Origin of the sequence: Sulfitobacter sp. SK011 (assembly GCF_003352065.1) — a bacterium.
In the GTDB taxonomy this organism is placed as follows: domain Bacteria; phylum Pseudomonadota; class Alphaproteobacteria; order Rhodobacterales; family Rhodobacteraceae; genus Sulfitobacter.
Map to the genome: position 1 here is coordinate 492195 of NZ_CP025803.1, position 17294 is coordinate 509488.

Annotated in this window: 18 protein-coding genes; 10 read left to right on the plus strand and 8 right to left on the minus strand. The window is 56.2% G+C overall.

Translation table 11 applies throughout. From position 1 onward, the window contains the following. The first annotated feature begins 119 nt into the window (after positions 1-119). On the plus strand, positions 120-869 hold the full coding sequence (locus tag C1J02_RS02355; protein WP_114876974.1) for an SDR family oxidoreductase: 750 nt from the start codon (positions 120-122) through the stop codon (positions 867-869). Beyond that, positions 866-1507, plus strand: a complete 642-nt coding sequence (locus C1J02_RS02360) for an enoyl-CoA hydratase/isomerase family protein (protein ID WP_114876975.1) — start codon at positions 866-868, stop codon at positions 1505-1507. Before C1J02_RS02355 ends, C1J02_RS02360 begins: the two co-directional genes overlap by 4 nt. 49 nt (positions 1508-1556) lie before the next feature. Here C1J02_RS02360 and C1J02_RS02365 read toward each other — a convergent pair whose 3' ends face one another. Further along, on the minus strand, positions 1557-1850 hold the full coding sequence (locus C1J02_RS02365; protein ID WP_114876976.1) for an HNH endonuclease: 294 nt from the start codon (positions 1848-1850) through the stop codon (positions 1557-1559). Between the two features lie 179 nt (positions 1851-2029). Between C1J02_RS02365 and C1J02_RS02370 the strand changes: the two genes are divergently transcribed. Both C1J02_RS02370 and C1J02_RS02375 read left to right on the plus strand, forming a co-directional pair. After that, the gene (locus C1J02_RS02370; protein ID WP_114876977.1) at positions 2030-3364 is read left to right on the plus strand and encodes a mechanosensitive ion channel family protein; all 1335 of its coding nucleotides are present in this window, start codon (positions 2030-2032) and stop codon (positions 3362-3364) included. Beyond that, positions 3361-4542: a TIGR03862 family flavoprotein gene (locus C1J02_RS02375; protein ID WP_114876978.1), complete on the plus strand. Its 1182-nt coding sequence runs from the start codon at positions 3361-3363 to the stop codon at positions 4540-4542. Before C1J02_RS02370 ends, C1J02_RS02375 begins: the two co-directional genes overlap by 4 nt. Here the strand turns inward: C1J02_RS02375 and C1J02_RS02380 are convergent. The 5 genes from C1J02_RS02380 to C1J02_RS02400 all read right to left on the minus strand — a co-directional run bounded on the left by C1J02_RS02380 (position 4539) and on the right by C1J02_RS02400 (position 9784). After that, entirely contained in the window at positions 4539-5132 is a 594-nt protein-coding gene (locus C1J02_RS02380; protein WP_114876979.1) for a glutathione S-transferase family protein, read from the minus strand. The two genes, C1J02_RS02375 and C1J02_RS02380, sit on opposite strands and share 4 nt — an antisense overlap. Before the next feature lie 31 nt (positions 5133-5163). Further along, the gene (holA, locus tag C1J02_RS02385; protein WP_114876980.1) at positions 5164-6162 is read right to left on the minus strand and encodes a DNA polymerase III subunit delta; all 999 of its coding nucleotides are present in this window, start codon (positions 6160-6162) and stop codon (positions 5164-5166) included. Continuing rightward, on the minus strand, positions 6159-6641 hold the full coding sequence (gene lptE, locus C1J02_RS02390; RefSeq protein ID WP_114876981.1) for an LPS assembly lipoprotein LptE: 483 nt from the start codon (positions 6639-6641) through the stop codon (positions 6159-6161). The genes holA and lptE overlap by 4 nt, the downstream gene beginning before the upstream one ends. Next, positions 6628-9189, minus strand: a complete 2562-nt coding sequence (gene leuS / locus C1J02_RS02395; RefSeq protein ID WP_114876982.1) for a leucine--tRNA ligase — start codon at positions 9187-9189, stop codon at positions 6628-6630. The genes lptE and leuS overlap by 14 nt, the downstream gene beginning before the upstream one ends. A gap of 85 nt (positions 9190-9274) precedes the next feature. Beyond that, entirely contained in the window at positions 9275-9784 is a 510-nt protein-coding gene (locus C1J02_RS02400) for a DUF3576 domain-containing protein (RefSeq protein ID WP_114876983.1), read from the minus strand. A 289-nt stretch (positions 9785-10073) separates the two neighbouring features. Between C1J02_RS02400 and C1J02_RS02405 the strand changes: the two genes are divergently transcribed. Beyond that, positions 10074-11045 carry a porin gene (locus tag C1J02_RS02405; protein WP_114876984.1) on the plus strand — a complete coding sequence of 324 codons (972 nt, stop codon included), beginning with the start codon at positions 10074-10076 and terminating at the stop codon, positions 11043-11045. Between the two features lie 101 nt (positions 11046-11146). Further along, complete coding sequence (locus C1J02_RS02410; protein WP_114876985.1) at positions 11147-11800, plus strand: YggS family pyridoxal phosphate-dependent enzyme; 654 nt, start codon at positions 11147-11149, stop codon at positions 11798-11800. Between the two features lie 15 nt (positions 11801-11815). On the opposite strand, the gene C1J02_RS02415 is transcribed toward C1J02_RS02410, so the two are convergent. Both C1J02_RS02415 and ribA read right to left on the minus strand, forming a co-directional pair. Further along, positions 11816-12310, minus strand: coding sequence for a L,D-transpeptidase (locus C1J02_RS02415; protein ID WP_114876986.1), 495 nt, complete (start codon positions 12308-12310; stop codon positions 11816-11818). Continuing rightward, a complete protein-coding gene (ribA, locus tag C1J02_RS02420; RefSeq protein ID WP_114876987.1) occupies positions 12307-13395 on the minus strand; it encodes a GTP cyclohydrolase II in 1089 nt (362 codons plus the stop codon). Before ribA ends, C1J02_RS02415 begins: the two co-directional genes overlap by 4 nt. A gap of 163 nt (positions 13396-13558) precedes the next feature. Between ribA and C1J02_RS02425 the strand changes: the two genes are divergently transcribed. The 4 genes from C1J02_RS02425 (at position 13559) to trxA (ending at position 17272) form a co-directional block, all read left to right on the plus strand. Beyond that, positions 13559-14245: a response regulator transcription factor gene (locus tag C1J02_RS02425; protein WP_114880325.1), complete on the plus strand. Its 687-nt coding sequence runs from the start codon at positions 13559-13561 to the stop codon at positions 14243-14245. Between the two features lie 236 nt (positions 14246-14481). Further along, the gene (locus tag C1J02_RS02430) at positions 14482-15444 is read left to right on the plus strand and encodes a zinc-dependent alcohol dehydrogenase family protein (RefSeq protein ID WP_114876988.1); all 963 of its coding nucleotides are present in this window, start codon (positions 14482-14484) and stop codon (positions 15442-15444) included. A gap of 69 nt (positions 15445-15513) precedes the next feature. Beyond that, on the plus strand, positions 15514-16302 hold the full coding sequence (locus tag C1J02_RS02435; protein ID WP_114876989.1) for an exodeoxyribonuclease III: 789 nt from the start codon (positions 15514-15516) through the stop codon (positions 16300-16302). Positions 16303-16360: 58 nt separating this feature from the next. After that, positions 16361-17272 (plus strand): thioredoxin, encoded by a 912-nt coding sequence (gene trxA / locus C1J02_RS02440; RefSeq protein ID WP_205389849.1) that lies wholly within the window; start codon positions 16361-16363, stop codon positions 17270-17272. Positions 17273-17294: the final 22 nt, after the last annotated feature.

The window sequence follows — 17294 nt, forward strand, 5'->3', positions numbered from 1 at the left end:
GTCGGACAAACCCGACGGATCGTCAAGGTGTCGAGGGCTGGACCAAATCTTACAGGCAGATTACCACTTGGCTGACATCGGATGCAAAACCTCTTTTCAGGATACAAAGGATCAGCGCCATGGATATGACAGGTAAAACAGTGATGATCACAGGGGCCAGTCGGGGCATCGGCGCCGAAACCGCGCGCGTTTTTGCCGCAGCGGGGGCCAATGTTGCCTTGATCGCGCGATCCCAGGAAGCGATTGCAGACCTTGCCGGAGAAATTGGTGAAAAAGCCATCGCAATCCCCTGCAATGTAGCGCGCTTTGGTGAGGTGTCTGCGGCGGTTGCAACGACTGTCCAGGCGTTTGGTGGTCTGGATGTGCTGATCAACAACGCAGGCGTGATCGAACCCATCGCGCGCCTTGAAGATGCCGATCCCGACGATTGGGGTCAGGTCATCAACATCAATCTAAAGGGCGTATTCTTCGGCATCCGCGCGGCGCTACCTGTGATGAAGGCAGCTGGGGCCGGGTCGATCCTCACCATTTCATCGGGCGCTGCACATGGCCCGATCGAAGCCTGGAGCCATTATTGCGCCTCAAAGGCCGCCGTGAACATGCTCAACCGATGTGTGGACAAAGAGGAAGCAGAAAACGGGATTCGCGCGATTGGATTGTCGCCAGGCACCGTCGCCACCCAGATGCAGCGCGAGATCAAGGCCAGCGGGATCAACCCGGTTAGCCAATTGGATTGGGATGTCCATATTCCCGCTGATTGGCCTGCCCGAACGCTTTTGTGGATGTGCAGCGCCGAGGCTGACAAGTATGTGGGCGATGAAATCTCATTACGGGACGATGATGTCCGCCGCGCTGTTGGTCTTATATGATTGAGCTTGCGCGCGACGGCGATGTCTGGACGGTGACAATCAACCGCCCGGACAAAGCCAATTCGCTGACCCACGCGATGCTCAGCAAATTGGCGAGCATTATGGAAGACGCCCAAAACGCCCGCGCAGTGATCTTGACCGGGCACGGCAAGGTGTTCAGCGCTGGTGCGGACCTGGCCGAGGCCGGTGCGGGCCTTGCGGAATCCGACGTTTGGGAGCGCCTGTCAGGCGCTATTGCGGCCCTTCCGGGGCTAAGCATCGCGGCCCTGAACGGAACATTGGCAGGTGGGGCCATGGGCATGGCGCTGGCCTGTGATCTGCGCATATCCGTGGCGAGTGCCAAATTCTTCTATCCTGTTATGAAGCTGGGGTTTTTGCCGCAACCTTCCGACCCCACACGTATGGTGGCCCTGATTGGACCGTCGCGTACCAAATTGATTTTGATGGGTGGCCAGAAAATTACGGCGGATGAAGCGCTGGCCTTCGGGCTGATCGACCGGATCGTGCCGGATGCCGATCTGTTAGGGCACGCACGCCTGCTGGCCGCTGATACGGTTGCCGCCGCACCACAGATTGCAATGGGGATCAAAGAGATGTGCGCAGGCACGGCTCGGGACATCGCCCAAGATATCCTTTAGCCAGAAGACTAGCGAGAACATGGAAAAGGCGCACTGTTAGGCAGGGCACCTAACGCTTGCGCATTCCGCCCGGCACCTTGGACCTAAATCCCGGTGGTCGTTTCGCCACCCATTCAGCAAATTTTGCAAGCCGAGGATGCGCGCGCAAAGCGTCCATCGTGCTGTAACTGCGTGCCAATTCGGCCTCTGTCAGTGTCGCGTGGATCTCGCGGTGACAAATGTGATGCATCAGAACGGTCGGACCGCCTTTACCGCCTTTGAGCTTTGGAATGAGGTGATGTCGGCTTTGCGGCACGTCGGGTGGTATGTCGCGGGCGCACAGGGGGCAGATTGGGTGAGGCATCGCAGCGCCGCCTTCACATCGTGTTGGAGCCTCCTAAAACATAGGCCGCCTGACCTCAGCGTCGACTAACATGTTGATTGACCCGCTCCGCAGGCGGGAACAACCCCGATAAACCTTGATCCCATCGCACATGCGGGGCAATAGGACGCGTTGTTATCGCCATGAAGCAAAGGTTCCGTATGGAGTTTGATCTCTCATCTCAGCCAGAAATCGTCCAGCAGGCCTATGGGTATGCGCTTCAGGGCTGGGAATTGGCCTTAAGTTGGCTCTTAAGCCCGGTCGCATGGTCGCAATTTGGCCTCCTGGTGCTTGCCTACCTTTTGGCAATTCTTGTCGCGCGGCGGTTGCGGCCCGTTTTGGCGACGAAGATCGCGCCGGCAAAAGACAGTACAGGTGCCCTTGCTGATGTCCGGCGCTTTGCGGTGTTGTTCCTGCCGCTCTTGCTGCCGCTGTTGGCCTATGGCTTTACCGCAATTGGCGAAACGCTCGTGCGGTCGATGTTCGATAGCGGTGCTGTCATCGCATTTGGCAAACGCGTCTTTCTGTTCCTCGCAGTCCGTCGATTGGTCCGCGATATCATCCACGATCCATTCCTGAAAGTGTTGGGACGGTACATTCTGTTGCCGATTGCAGCCCTTTATATGTTTGGCGTTCTGGACGATGTGCTGGCCGCGCTCAAGTCGATGAAGGTCACGTTTGGCAACATCTCAATTTCGGTCATGGCCCTGCTGCGCGGTGCGATTGCAGGCAGCGTATTGTTTTGGCTGGGCGGTTGGTCGACCCGCCAGACATCGCAGTTCATCGAGGCCCAGGAGCAGATGCGCCCGTCTGTGCGGCAACTGGTGGGCAAGGCGATTGAATTTGTGATATTTGCGACCGCGTTCTTTCTGTTGCTCAACATCATGGGAATCAACCTTGGTGCGCTGGCCTTTTTGGGCGGTGCCATCGGGGTGGGCCTCGGGTTTGGTCTGCAAAAGATTGCGTCAAACTTTATCTCTGGTGTGATCCTGCTGGTTGAAGGCCAGGCAACAGTTGGCGATTTTGTCGAACTCGACGGCGGCGAGAAAGGCACAATCGTCAAGATGATGGCCCGTGCCGCTATTCTGGAAACGTTCGACGGTCGCTGGATTGTGGTCCCGAACGAAGACTTCATCACCACGCGGGTCACAAACTATTCCGATTCAGGATCGGCCAACCGGTTTGAGGCCGAATTTTCCGTCAGCTATGACACTGATATCAACAAGGTGCCTGCCTTGATCGAAGCGGCGGTGTCCAAACATCCAGATGTCTTGGACGAACCATACCCACCAGATTGCGAATTGCGCGGATTTGGTGACAGCGGCATCGACTTTGCCGTCGAGTTTTGGGTCGAAGGATTGGATGATGGCCCGAATAAATATACCTCCGACGTGCTGTTTTTGGTTTGGAACGCGTTGAAAGACGCCGGTATCGAAATTCCTTATCCACAGCGGGTGGTTGAGATAAAGGGTGGCTTGTCCCAGATGAAATTGTGAAGCAGGCCGTTGTCATAGGCGCTGGCCCGGCCGGATTGATGGCTGCAGAAATTTTGGCCGCTGCAGGGCTTCACGTCACGGTTTGTGATGCAAAGCCATCCGTAGGGCGCAAGTTTCTGATGGCGGGAAAATCGGGTTTGAACCTCACAAAATCCGAACCGCTGGACCCGTTCATGGGTGCCTACGCTGAGGCGCAGCGCGCGCTTAAACCGGTTATCACTGCGTTTGATTCACAAGCTGTTCAGGCCTGGGCGCATGATTTGGGGCAGGAGGTGTTTACAGGCAGCACCGGGCGCGTCTTTCCCAAGGCGATGAAAGCCTCGCCGCTTCTGCGCGCGTGGTTGGCACGGTTGGGGCAGTCGAATGTACAGATCAACACAAGATGGCTTTGGCGAGGCTGGGAAGGTGTGGCGTTGGAGTTTGTGACGCCTCAGGGACGTGAATATCTCTCGCCAGATGTAACCGTGTTGGCGTTGGGCGGGGCCAGTTGGGCGCGTCTTGGATCGACGGGCGATTGGGCCGCCTATTTGCGTGCCAAGGGAGTGGCACTGACCGATTTTGCGCCAGCCAATGCGGGTATCCGGGTCGAATGGTCCGATCACATGACACGTCATTTCGGTGCGGCCCTCAAGGGTATCGCCCTCACATCCGGGCCGTATTCCTCGCGAGGCGAGGCCGCGATTTCCAAGCGGGGATTGGAAGGCGGCGGTGTCTATTCGATCTCGCGCGGCGTGCGCGAGGGGCATCCGCTGACGCTGGATATGTTGCCGGACTTGAGTGTGCCAGAGATCACCGCACGCCTGTCCAAGCCGCGCGGCAAAGCCAGCCTTAAGGAACACCTGCGCAAGACGCTGAAATTGCCACCGGCACAGATTGCATTGCTTCAGGAAATGGCGCGCCCTCTACCTGATGGCTTACGCGCCCTTGCCCGGCTGATCAAAGCGTTGCCGATCAAACACGCGGGTCTGCGTCCAATGGATGAAGCCATCTCAACCGCTGGCGGCATCCGGTTTGATGCGCTCGACAAAGGCCTGATGATCGACGCACTGCCGGGCGTTTTTGCGGCAGGCGAAATGCTGGATTGGGAGGCCCCGACCGGTGGCTATCTGATCTCGGCCTGCCTTGCGACAGGCCGCTGGGCCGGTGAACATGCCGCAGATTGGGCGCTGCGGGGCTAGGACGTCTCTTTGGCTTGCGCAGCTTTGAACGCTGGACGGTCTCGCATTTCCTTGGCCCATGCGCCCAATTTGTCATCCACCCGTGGAAATCCCGCGCCAATCGACCAGTTGATGCAATGCACTGCCAGAATATCGGGGATCGTCATTTGATCGCCCATCAAGAACGGACCGGTCAAGCGGTCTGACAAAACCGCGGCGGACCGTGCAAATTCGGCCTTCAGGGCGTCTTTGATGGCGGGCACGCGTTGGTCTTCGGGCAGTACGAAACTGTGTTTGGCTGCGGCCCACAGGATGGCATCAAATTCGTCAACCAACCAAAAGGTCATTGCATCTTGCCGGGCGCGGGCGGGGGTGCCGGCAGGCGCAGTCAATTGTCCATGTTTGTCGCCAAGATAGGTCATGATCGCCATGCTGTCGGTCAGCACCTCGTCGCCATCGACAAGTGCGGGTATCTTCCCCAGCGGATTGAACTTTTTTGCATCATCCGAGCGTGGTCCGGCAGGGTTATGATCATAGTCGATCCCCATTTCTTCAAGCATCCACATCACGCGAAATGCCCGTGATTTGGTGGCACCAACAACAGTATACATGGGGTATCCTTTCAAAAGATCAGTCAGATTCTCAGCGTTGCGCGCCCAGCATGGCCAGACGGATGAAGGCACGTTCCACCAGCGCAAGTGCGGGTGCGTGTTGCCCGGCAGAGCGCAGCGTCAGATCCGTATCAGTTAAGACACCCAATGCCATTTCCAGCTTTGCCGCGCCCCAGCTTTTGGCCTGTCGGGTCGCGCGGTCACGGTCGCGGACACCGTAAATGGGCGCGCCGGGGTTGGCAGCAATTCGGTAAAGCGTGCGAAAATGCCGGATGGCCATGATGGTCAAGGTCACGGCGTTGACGCCTTGGCCTTGCAGTTTGCTCATCACCGGGCCGATGTCGCCCGCGCGCGCCTCGGCCACAACATGCAAGATGTCGTCAACTTCTGCCTCGGTTGAGGTTGGCGCACAGGCCACTACATCCTCTGAGCTTAGCGGGCTGGCATCGTTGAGCTTGTACAGAGTAATCTTTTCGATGGTTTGGCGAAAATCACCGGGATCAAGGGCCCGGGCCAGATCTGTCAACGCCGCCATGGCATCAGGTTCAGGCACCAATCGCGCCTCACTGAGAAGACGCTCAATCTCGGCGCGGTCGGGTGGGTTATCATAGATCGCCGCTGCAAAAGCGGTCTTGTGGGCCTCAAACGCCTTGAGGACTTTGGACGTCTTTTTCAGATCGCCAGCGCTGACGACAATCTGCGCATCGCCGGGCAACCAATCCGCAAGAGAATCAATTAGAATTTGTGCGATGTTGTCATTGGCGTCTTCGACAAACGCCGCACGCGGGCCGGGAAAGAACCCCACGGCCTTGATCGCGTCAAGCAACATCGCTGGATCACGCCGTAAATCCGCTGCTTGCATCCGGGTCAGGCGCATTTCTTCTTCTGCGTTGACCCCCAGAAGTGATTTCAGAAACTCCTGCCGCTTGAGCGCCACGCGCATTGCATCGCCGCCATAGATCAACAACCCCGTCTTGGATGCGTCGGGACGCGCGAAGTAAGCGTTGGCGTCACGTGGCGAAAGTTTCATCCGCTTATGTCAGCGGCAAACAAGCGGGTGACAATCTGGTCTGCCAAAATGGTCATCAGCCGTACCTGTGCATCCTGTTCCCCGGCCAGTGTCGCAACGGTTGTGCCGGTCGCAGAATAACCTGTGAAATTGTCAACCTTGCCCGACGTGACAATCTGACCCGTCGACAGGTCACGCAGCGCATAATCCACGGTGCCAATCAGGTTGAACCGCCGGGTATTGCCCTCAACATCTGTGGCAAGACCTGCTTGTTTGGTCGCGATTGTAAGTGCCAAACCATACGTTGGTGTCGCGGCGCGGCCCAGCCGCCCTTCAATTTCGCGGGTCAGGAAATATCCATAACGCTCATTCGGTTCATCAACCAAAACGCGATTCTGCAATGCCGTGCCATTGCCACCGGGGCCATACACCGGTTCAAACCCGCAGGCGGCTAATGCCAGCGGGGCCAAAAGCAGGGTTCTGCGATTAAGCAACGACATTCACGATCCGTCCCGGCACAACGATCACCTTTTTCGGAGTGGCACCATCCAGGGTCCGAATGACAGCTTCGTGGCTTAGCGCGATCTTTTCAACCTCTTCCTTGGACATGTCGGCGGGAACCTGAATTTCAGCACGCCGTTTGCCGTTGATCTGGATCGGCATGGTCACCGTGTCATCAACCAGCATTGCATCGTCAGCAACCGGCCAGGGGGCGGTTGCGATCAACCCTTCTCCACCCTGATGCGCCCAGATATCTTCGGACAAATGCGGCGTCATTGGTGACATCAGTTGCGCAAGCGTCATGATGGCTGTGCGCTGGGCGGCATGGCTGGCCTGTGATTTCTGCAAGATGGCGGTGAATGCATAGAGTTTTGCAATCGCGGCATTAAAGCCAAAGCTTTCAATGCCCATGGTGACATCATGAATGGTCTTGTGCATGGCACGCAAAAGATCGTCATCGCCTGTGCCATGGGCATCCTTGTCCATCTCGCCGATGCGATCACACAGGTTCCACACCCGTGTCAGGTGCTTGAACGCGGCATCCGCGCCCGATGCCGTCCATTCCACATCTCGTTCAGGGGGCGAATCGGACAATACGAACCAGCGGGCGGTGTCCGCGCCGTAAGTTGAGATGATGTTCAGCGGATCGACCACGTTGTTCTTTGATTTCGACATCTTGGCCGAGGGTATGATCTGCACCTCGGCACCGCCGTCTTTCAGGAATGCTTTGCCATCGCGCAACTCAACCTCTTCGGGATAGTGATAAGTGGGCCGACCATCCTGTTTTGGGGTCTGGTATATGGCGTGGGTCACCATCCCTTGCGTGAATAACGCATCAAATGGTTCGATCGCGGATGCGGGCAGATGTCCGGTGATCTGCATCGCACGCGCAAAAAAGCGCGAATAAAGCAGATGCAGGATCGCGTGTTCAATGCCGCCGATGTACTGATCGACGTTCATCCAATATGCCGCATCCTCCAGATTGGTTGGGGTCTCGGCGTGCGGAGCCGTGAAGCGCGCATAATACCACGACGAATCCACAAAGGTGTCCATCGTGTCGGTTTCGCGTTTTGCTCCGGCCCCGCAAGACGGGCAGGCGCAGTCGCGCCATGTTGGATGGCGATCAAGCGGATTGCCGGGAACATCAAAGCTGACATCATATGGCAACTCGATTGGCAGGTTTTCTTTCTTTTCCGGCACCACACCGCAGGTTTCACAGTGCACGATGGGAATGGGGCAGCCCCAATAACGTTGTCGCGACAGGCCCCAGTCGCGCAGGCGGAACTTGGTGACGCCCCGTCCGACCCCATTTGACTCGCAAAATGCGATGGCGGTGTCGATGGCTTCATTTCCCGTTTGGTGCGGTTCCCCCGCGAAACCGCGATTGTAGAACACAGTTTCAGTTTTTGCGGGGACAAAGGCGGCCTCCAGCTCATCTGGGCTGTCTTCATCCGGCAAGAACGTCGAAATGATCGGCAAGTCGTATTTGGTCGCAAACTCGAAATCACGTTCATCGTGCGCAGGGCAGCCAAAAATGGCACCGGTGCCATAGTCCATCAAAATAAAGTTCGCGATGTAGACAGGCAGTTCATGTGCCGTATCAAAGGGATGGCGCACGCGGATACCAGTATCCAGACCCAGCTTTTCAGCCGTTTCGATGGCTTCTTCGGTAGTGCCCCCTTTGCGACAGTCGCCACAGAAGGTTGCAACCGTTTCATTCCCGCGTTCCAGCACCTTGGCGAGCGGATGATCCGGCGAGATGCCAACAAAGGACGCGCCCATCAGCGTGTCGGGGCGTGTTGTATAGACCTCAATGCGGTCATGGCCTTCTGGTGCGTCGATGGTGCTGAACGCAAACTGCAGACCGCGGGATTTGCCGATCCAATTCGCCTGCATCAACTTGACCTTGGCAGGCCAGTTATCAAGCGTATCAAGTGCCGTCAGCAATTCATCGGAATAATCAGAGATTTTAAAGAACCATTGGGTCAGTTCGCGGCGTTCCACCAAAGCACCAGACCGCCAGCCGCGCCCGGCCTCTACCTGTTCGTTGGCCAGCACGGTCATATCCACCGGATCCCAATTCACGATGGCGTTCTTGCGGTACACCAATCCCTCATCCAGAAAATCAAGGAACAGCGCCTGTTGCTGGCCATAGTATTCGGGGTCGCAGGTGGCAAATTCGCGCGACCAGTCAATAGAAAGGCCCAATGGTTTCATCTGCGCGCGCATGTCGTCGATGTTTTTGTAGGTCCAGTCCTTGGGATGCCCCCCTATGGCCATCGCGGCATTTTCAGCGGGCATGCCGAAGGCGTCCCAACCCATCGGATGCAACACATTATGGCCCGTCGCCAACTTATACCGTGCGATCACATCACCCATCGTATAATTGCGGACATGCCCCATGTGGATGCGCCCTGATGGATAGGGGAACATCTCAAGCACATAATACTTGGGCTTTTCAGCGGAACGGACGGCCTGAAACACGGCATCCTTTTCCCAGGCTTGCTGCCAGCGGGCTTCGATTTCGGCAGGTGTATAACGGGGCATTTACGAGGAACCTTGTAACATGAAAACGCCGGGCAGTTTGGAAGACAAAGCCCGGCGTTGGATTGAGAATTGAAGATCGGCCGGATTAGAACTTGCTATCGGCGATGCGTAGTTCTCGGGCACGCGACAAAATAGCATCTTCAACGGCACGGCTTGTTGCCTTGCTGACCGGGCTACCACCACGTGTTTGAAGGGCCACATTCAAAGAACGGGCATCAAGCGCAGGGTCATCAATCAGTACAGTTGCGCGGTACGCACGTCCACCGCCGGGCGGGGTGCCGTATCCGGTAACAATAACGCCGGTGAAAGGATCAACCGATTGCACAGGCAGGAAATTCAACACTTCAAGCGATGCGGCCCAAATGTACCTGTTGACCTGCACTTTGTTTTCGGCGGTCTTTTTGCGGAAAACGGACCAGATCGTATTGTCAGGGTTGGTTTCGACATCATTCGAACCACTCAGACTGGGACGCGCATAGGACTGGTCAGAGCCACCACCGCTGCCGCCAGTAATGTTGCGCAATGCACCACAGGCACCCAGAGTACCTACCATGAATAAGGTGATTGCGATTCTGCCAACGGTCCCGTGCGCCATTCTCAGCTTTCCTTTGCCTGTTTGGTCAATTGTCTAAACAAGCATGCCCGTGTGAGCAAGGTCTATGTAAAGGGTGATTCCGCAGGTTTTGTGGGGGTTTGGCACCTGACCATATCAATGTAGGCTCAAGTGTCGGGGAAAACTGTGGCAAAGCTGCACCATTGATCACGACATTGATGCAATGATGTTCAGTCTTCTTGCCAAGACAGGGTCATTGGATGCAAACACCCCTCATACCCTTTCCGGATGCTCCGGTCAGGGCATATGAATTCAAATCGAGGGAAAGCCCATGAAAAAAGTTCTCTTCGCTACAACAGCTTTGGTCGCAACGGCCGGCGTTGCAGCAGCAGACGTTACATTTGGCGGTTACGGCCGCTTTGGTCTTCAGCACCAGGAAGATCGTGCGCTCCGTTCTGGCGTTGCAACCGATGAAGATACAATCATCGAAAGCCGCTTCCGCCTGAACATCGACGCGTCAACAGAATCTGACGCTGGTGTTACTTTCGGCGCGCGTGTTCGTCTTGAAATCAACGAAAATGGTGGTTCTGGCGCAGCTGGCGGCGGCGGAGTAGGCGGCGGTACATTCAACGGCGCACGTTTCCACGCTGAAACCGGCGGCTTCCGTCTTGAAGTTGGCAACATTGCACACGCACTCGACAACTTGGCGAACTACTACGGTTACGAGCCAGGCTTGATCGGCGCAGTTGGTCAGTACGCTAATTTCTCCGGCCCAGTAACTGGTTACACCTCAGGTGGTGCAGGCGAAAACGGCGTAAGCGCTATCTACTCAATGGGCGATTTCCGCGCTCAGTTGTCTTACGATGGCGACAGTGACGATGCCGCTGCTCTTGGTGATTCCGAATCAACATCTGTCAGCGTTGCGTACACTTTCAGCGGTTGGACAGTTGCTCTGGGATACGAAGAGTCTGACGATGGTGAAGGTAACCCGACTTCCAAGAACGACGGTACAGTTTTGACTGTTGGTGGTTCTTTGGGTGTTGCTGACGTTGCTCTGTTCATCGGTGATGACAAGTACGAAGGCACTTCTTACGGTATCTCCGGTCGCTTTGATGTAGGCGCGTCGACAAAAATCCTCGCCTCTGTTTCTGGTGGTGGTGATGACGTTACCACAACTAAGAAATCTTCTTACGGTATCGGTTTCGACCACGATCTGGGCGGCGGCGTTGCCCTGCGCGGTATGGTTGGTCGTAACACTGCAGACCAGACAGTTGCTGACTTGGGTGTTATCTTCAACTTCTAAGTTGATCTAACACACTACAGTATTTGGGGCAGGCCATTGGTCTGCCCCTTTTCTTTTGCGCATGGCTATTGTTTTCTGCACCTCTAACAAAGAGGTAGAATATGACCCTGCGCGACATCATCACCAGAATTGAACAAGCGACACGTGACGCTGATCGCGCTGACGGTGCCGTCACGCTTATTGCTGTAAGCAAGGTTCAACCGAACGAGCGGGTGAAAGCGGTGCTGGACCAAGGACACCGATGCTTTGGAGAAAACAAAGTGCAGGAAGCAGCCAGCAAATGGCCGGATTTCCGCGAGACCTATGCGGGCGTCAATCTACATCTGATCGGACCGCTCCAATCCAACAAGACCCGGCAGGCGATGGAGCTTTTCGATGCCATCCATTCCGTTGATCGCCCCAAATTGGCGAACACGATTGCGCGTCTCGCGCAGGAAATCGGGCGCTGTCCTGATCTGTTCATTCAAGTAAACACCGGAGAAGAATCGCAAAAGGCAGGCGTCTTGCCTGCCGATGCTGACGCTTTTATCAAGGACTGTCAGGGGCTTGACCTTAACATTCAGGGCCTGATGTGCATCCCGCCCGCCGACGAAGAACCGTCATTGCATTTCGCCCTTCTGGCCAAAATCGCCGCGCGCAATGGCCTAGCTGGGCTTTCCATGGGGATGAGTGGCGACTTTGAACGCGCTATTGCCTTGGGAGCGACCCACGTCCGCATCGGTTCCGCGATTTTTGGCGAACGCACAGCGACATAACACAGGCCCTCCGTCTCAGAGGATGATCAGCCGGGTTGCGGGTGTAATCCGTTGCGCAACGAACCGCAGGCGCATCCGATCCAGCGCCAGACATCCTTCGGTTGGATAGCCCGGACGCCGCCATTGATGGATAAATATGGCAGATCCCTTGCCCGGCACCGCAACCGGCCAATTCCAATTGGTCACCAGAACAAGATCATACAGCGGATCGGCGCGCCTGAGGGCTTCGTGGCTGCCCTCATAGGGTGCTGATACCTTATGGTTGTAGACTGGCGATGACACATCATCTGACCAAAGATCCAATGGCCCAATAGGTGTCGCCCAATCAGCAGGCCGGGCCATTCGATCAGGTCGATAAAGCATACCGACGATCCTGTGAACACCGCGCGGCGTTGCCCCGTCGCCCTCGCGTTTGGCATCGCTCAGTCCACCTTTGCCAATGCTACATGGCAAAATGCACCCCTGAAACCGCAGGCCACGCGGCGTCAGGACCAGATCGTGGGGTGTCACAACAGGTGCCCCGATTTCGCGGCTTTGGTTGCCAGATACGCGCGATTGTGGCGGGTCTCACCCACCGCCAAAGGCACCCGTTCGGTTACTTCGATCCCGCTCTTTATCATCATATCAACCTTGCGGGGGTTGTTGGTCAGCAAGCGTATCGCAGAAAACCCCATTGATTTCAGGATATCGGCCCCAAGCTGAAAATCACGCTCATCGTCTTCAAAGCCCAGTCGATGATTGGCTTCGACAGTATCAAACCCCTGATCTTGCAGGGAATAAGCGCGCATTTTGTTGGCAAGGCCGATCCCACGGCCTTCTTGGTTCAGGTACAGCAGAATGCCGTGCCCTTCCTGCCCCATCTGCGCCAATGCGGCGCGCAACTGCGGTCCGCAATCGCACTTTAGGCTGCCCATCAAATCACCTGTAAAACAGGCCGAATGCAGTCGGGTAAGTGCCGGCTTGGCTCTGTCTGGGCGGCCAACTTCAATCGCATAATGCTCCTCCGCACCATCGTCTGGACGGAAGATATGCAGCCGACCGGTCTCTGACACCTCCATAGGAAGCCGCGCATTGACGACAGGATGCAGTGGGCTTCGTTTGCTCAAAGCAGGTGTCGCAGACGCAAGATCGATGCAATTCAGGTTGTTTTCTGCAGCAAATGCCACAGCATCAGCCAGTTCAAGCACCAGAACTGCCGGCAGCAATCGCGCCGTTTTGGCCAGTTGAATGGCGGCACGGTGCGCGGACACATCTCCGCCACGCAAGCAATTGAAAGGCCCTTTCATCGGCGCGCGCAAATCATCGCTAGGGTTTGCAATGCTTTGAACCCAGGCAGGTGTCGCATCAACCGGCAATGCAATGCGTGCCAGATCGCCATCATAGGCCCGTGCCTTTAGCGTCTCTGCACGGCGCGCTGTGATGGCCAAAACAGGGGCCCCGCCCAAGGCAAGCAGGTCCGTCAATCTTTGTGCCGTCAAAGTTTCGGCTGCCATGACAATCACTGGATGCGCCCCCGTCAAAACAACAGGAACACCCATGCGCAGATCCGCCCGGGCGCGCGCAATCTGTTCTGTGATGTCGGGTGCAAAGCTCATTGTGTTACATCTCCGCAGCGGTATTGAAGGATATCTATGCCACAAAGCATGAAATTGAAACAATTGACCCGGCCAATAACACGAGGCTGTGAAAGATTTGCCGCAAACCTTGTCGGAACTGATCACAAGGCACATCTTTCTAGTAAGCGAAACGGAGAACACCATGGCGCAACTCAAGAAAATCCTGCTTGTTGACGACGACGATGATTTGCGCGAGGCGCTGAGTGAGCAACTCATCATGACTGAGGATTTCGACGTTTTCGAGGCCGCCAATGGCAGCGACGCCATGAGCCGGGCCAAAGAGGCGCTGTATGATCTGGTCATTCTCGATGTTGGATTGCCCGATACCGATGGCCGCGAACTGTGCCGTCTGATGCGCAAACAGGGCGTGAAAAGTCCGATCATGATGCTGACCGGGCATGATGGCGATGCAGATACCATCCTGGGCCTTGACGCGGGTGCAAATGATTACGTCAGTAAACCATTCAAATTTCCCGTGCTGCTTGCCCGCATTCGTGCGCAGTTGCGCCAGCATGAACAATCCGAAGACGCGGTTTTCCAGCTGGGGCCATATACCTTCAAACCGTCAATGAAGATGCTGATCACTGAAGATGACAAAAAGGTGCGTCTGACGGAAAAAGAGACCAATATACTCAAGTACCTCTATCGCTCGAACGATGGCGTGGTGCCTCGTGATGTGCTGCTGCACGAGGTCTGGGGCTATAACGCGGGTGTAACCACGCATACGCTTGAGACGCATATTTACCGTCTTCGTCAAAAAATTGAACCAGATCCGTCAAATGCTCGCCTTCTTGTGACCGAATCTGGCGGATATAGATTAATGGCCTGAGGTCGCAATGATTCGCGCCTCAGGGTCTTTCATATTCCGAAGGGCCGGGTTGTCATGACCCGCCCATCGACCCGAATCCCGACTTTTGTGTCCGGGTTATGACACATACCTCCCTGTTGGACTGGCCGAGCCTTTGTGCTCGGCCTTTTTTTGCGCTGTTGGATGACGTCGCGGTGTGAAGGCTGGCCTTGAATGTCGCGACACGCCATGGTTGTGGCAATCCAAGGAGCGACAGCATGAAAAAAGTGATCTATGAAGCGTTCGGAAATCCCGCAGAGGTCCTCAAAGTCGTTGAGGTCCCGTCAGAGCCGTTAGGCGCAGGTCAGGTGCGGGTTGAGGTGTTGCGCGCGCCGATCAACCCTTCTGATCTGATCCAGGTTTCAGGCAATTATGGGGTCAAGCCACCCTTGCCCGCAGTTCCCGGTAATGAAGGGCTGGGCCGCATTGTTGAAGGTGAGGGCACGGGGCAATTGGTTCTGCTGCCCGCGGGGCAGGGGACATGGGTCAGTGAAGTCATTTGCGATCCACGTTACCTGATCCCGTTGCCGGAGGGCAATTTGGATCAATTGTCGATGCTTATGGTAAACCCGGCGACGGCGCATTTGCTTCTCAGTGAATTTGTCGCCTTAAGCCCCGGCGATTGGGTGATCCAGTCGGCAGCGAATTCTGCGGTTGGCGGGTATCTTGTTCAATTGGCAAAAGAGCAGGGGATCAATGTTGTCAGCGTCGTGCGCCGCGAAAGTGCGATTCAAGGTCTCAAAGACCTCGGGGCGGATATCGTTCTGATTGATGGTCCTGACCTTGCGGACAAGGTCAAGGCGGCGACCGGGGCCAAGATGAAACTGGCTGTCGACGCTGTCGCGGGCCCAACATTTGGGCGTCTGGCGGCCTGTCTGGAGAGACGCGGTACGATGGTCAACTATGGCGGCATGTCAAACGAACCCTGCAGCATTGATGCCAGTGCGCTGATATTTCGCAACATCCACATTCACGGCTTCTGGCTGGTCAATTGGTTTGAGCGTGGTGACTCTGCTGCACGCATGGCCGTTTATGGCGCATTGACCAAAGCCATTGCCGCAGGAACGCTATTTGCACCCGTTGACCGGCATTTTACATTGGATCAGATCGCCGAGGCGGCGAAATATTCATGGGCTGGTGAACGCAGAGGGAAGGTAATCCTGACCCCAAACGGCATCTGAATTCACCATGGCGGCGGCCGGCGGCAAGGAGTAGGGTGCCGGACGTCACCCCAATCTCGGAGCCTGCCAATGCCATTCACACTTGCCACATGGAACATCAACTCTGTTCGCCTGCGCGAACCTCTGGTTCTGCGTCTGTTGGCGGAGCATGGCCCGGATGTCTTGTGTTTGCAGGAATGCAAAAGCCCGGTTGAGAAAATTCCAACCGAGGCGTTCCATGCCGCGGGATACACGCACATGGTGGCGCGTGGTCAGAAGGGATATAACGGTGTCGCGATCCTGTCCAAGCTGCCATTGGAAGATACCGGCGATCGTGATTTCGCAGCCCTCGGTCATGCCCGCCACGTGTCAGCCAGACTTGAGAACGGGACCACGGTCCACAACTTCTATGTGCCGGCCGGCGGTGATAAACCGGATCGCGAAATAAACGAAAAGTTTGGTCAAAAGCTCGACTATCTCTCTGAGATGCGGGATTGGTTCCACGAGCAGAAGCCAGAAAAAGCGATCCTTGTCGGTGACTTGAACATTGCCCCGCGCGAAGACGACGTATGGGATCACAAAAAACTGCTCAAGGTCGTCAGCCACACCCCCATTGAGGTTGAGGCGCTGGGTGCCACGCAGGATGCGGGCAACTGGGTCGACATAACCCGCAAGGATATACCTGACGGCAACCTTTATAGCTGGTGGTCCTATCGGTCCCCAGATTGGGACGCTGCTGACAAAGGTCGCAGATTGGATCACATCTGGGCCACAGCGGATATTTCGAACGCCGGTCACTCCAGCCATATTGGGCGGGCAGTGCGTGGTTGGGAACAACCCAGCGACCACGCGCCGGTTTTTGCCAGTTTTGACCTTTGAATCATCACGCCTTGCCTACATATAAAGGCAAACAGGAACGACCAAGGAATTTGACATTATGGAACTGAACCTCGCCGGCGCAACAGATGCTGACCTGATCAAAGACAGTGACGAAGCCAGCTTTATGGCTGATGTGATCGAGGCGTCCCAAACGACCCCGGTCATTGTTGATTTCTGGGCACCGTGGTGCGGGCCGTGCAAGACGCTTGGGCCGCAGCTGCAAAAAGCTGTGCAGGCCGCAAAGGGTGCGGTCAAAATGGTCAAAATCAATGTTGACGAGGCGCAGATGATCGCCGGTCAAATGCAGATCCAGTCAATCCCCACCGTCTATGCATTTTTTCAGGGCAAGCCGATTGACGGTTTTCAGGGCGCGCAACCAGAATCAGAGATCAAGGCTTTCGTGGACCGCACGATCAAAGCCGCCGGTGGCGAAGCGCCCGGCGACGGCCTGGCCGAAGCGGTTGAGGCCGCAGAAGATATGCTGACCGCAGGTGAAGCAGCAGATGCGGCCCAGACATTTGCCGCTATTTTGGGCGAAGACCCCAATCACGCCGGGGCATACGGTGGTCTGGTGCGGGCGCACATCGCGATAGGCGAGCTTGATCAGGCCGAGGCATTGTTGAACGGTGCACCAATTGAGATTTCAAAATCCCCGGAACTTGAAGCGGCACATGCGCAGTTGCTGCTGGCGCGACAGGCGGCGGATGCGGGTCCTGTAGGCGAATTAATGGCAGCGGTTGAGGCAGACGAGAACGACCATCAGGCGCGGTTTGATCTGGCACAGGCTCTTTATGCAAATGGGGATGCCGAGGGGGCAGTAAATCACCTTCTTGATCTTTTTCGCCGAGACCGCGAATGGAATGAGGGCGCTGCGAAAACTCAGTTGTTTACGATATTCGATGCGTTGAAAGCGAATGATCCCGTAGTGCTCAACGGACGCCGCAAACTCAGCTCAATGATATTTGCCTGATCCACGAAGCGCGCTAGGTCAG

Excerpts from the sequence above, each read along its gene's own strand:
- C1J02_RS02410 (WP_114876985.1), top strand. The coding sequence starts at position 11,147 with ATGACCCTGCGCGACATCATCACCAGAATTGAACAAGCGACACGTGAC.
- trxA (WP_205389849.1), top strand. The coding sequence starts at position 16,361 with ATGGAACTGAACCTCGCCGGCGCAACAGATGCTGACCTGATCAAAGAC.
- C1J02_RS02425 (WP_114880325.1), top strand. The coding sequence starts at position 13,559 with ATGGCGCAACTCAAGAAAATCCTGCTTGTTGACGACGACGATGATTTG.
- C1J02_RS02400 (WP_114876983.1), bottom strand. The coding sequence starts at position 9,784 with ATGGCGCACGGGACCGTTGGCAGAATCGCAATCACCTTATTCATGGTA.
- holA (WP_114876980.1), bottom strand. The coding sequence starts at position 6,162 with ATGAAACTTTCGCCACGTGACGCCAACGCTTACTTCGCGCGTCCCGAC.
- C1J02_RS02430 (WP_114876988.1), top strand. The coding sequence starts at position 14,482 with ATGAAAAAAGTGATCTATGAAGCGTTCGGAAATCCCGCAGAGGTCCTC.
- C1J02_RS02360 (WP_114876975.1), top strand. The coding sequence starts at position 866 with ATGATTGAGCTTGCGCGCGACGGCGATGTCTGGACGGTGACAATCAAC.
- C1J02_RS02405 (WP_114876984.1), top strand. The coding sequence starts at position 10,074 with ATGAAAAAAGTTCTCTTCGCTACAACAGCTTTGGTCGCAACGGCCGGC.
- C1J02_RS02370 (WP_114876977.1), top strand. The coding sequence starts at position 2,030 with ATGGAGTTTGATCTCTCATCTCAGCCAGAAATCGTCCAGCAGGCCTAT.
- lptE (WP_114876981.1), bottom strand. The coding sequence starts at position 6,641 with ATGTCGTTGCTTAATCGCAGAACCCTGCTTTTGGCCCCGCTGGCATTA.
- C1J02_RS02380 (WP_114876979.1), bottom strand. The coding sequence starts at position 5,132 with ATGTATACTGTTGTTGGTGCCACCAAATCACGGGCATTTCGCGTGATG.
- ribA (WP_114876987.1), bottom strand. The coding sequence starts at position 13,395 with ATGAGCTTTGCACCCGACATCACAGAACAGATTGCGCGCGCCCGGGCG.
- C1J02_RS02365 (WP_114876976.1), bottom strand. The coding sequence starts at position 1,850 with ATGCCTCACCCAATCTGCCCCCTGTGCGCCCGCGACATACCACCCGAC.
- C1J02_RS02355 (WP_114876974.1), top strand. The coding sequence starts at position 120 with ATGGATATGACAGGTAAAACAGTGATGATCACAGGGGCCAGTCGGGGC.
- C1J02_RS02435 (WP_114876989.1), top strand. The coding sequence starts at position 15,514 with ATGCCATTCACACTTGCCACATGGAACATCAACTCTGTTCGCCTGCGC.
- leuS (WP_114876982.1), bottom strand. The coding sequence starts at position 9,189 with ATGCCCCGTTATACACCTGCCGAAATCGAAGCCCGCTGGCAGCAAGCC.